1 pseudogene is annotated in these 258 nt (G+C 34.5%); it reads right to left on the bottom strand.

The window, feature by feature from the left end:
* Nucleotides 1–258, bottom strand: a pseudogene (locus tag SB775_RS31220) (ABC transporter permease subunit); the annotation flags it as partial.

Below are 258 nucleotides of genomic sequence, written 5' to 3'. Positions count from 1 at the left end.
AACCATTCTGCACCTAATATACCAGCTACATAAGTAACAATTACAATTATTAGTAGCCCCAATATGAGAACAGCAGCTTGTGTAATTGCAATTTGCACCCTCGATACAGGTGTTGCTAATAAATATGCCATCGCCCCTTTATCTACATGACGAGCAATTAAATGCGTTGCAACCGTGACACAAAAAATTGTTAAAATGATAATAAACAATAGACTATAATATTCACCAGCTAAAAAATCCATTACATTTTGAATCGGA

This window comes from Peribacillus sp. SIMBA_075 (assembly GCF_046534585.1).
Note: the sequence above shows the minus strand (reverse complement) of the source record. Positions and strands in the feature narration are given on the sequence as shown.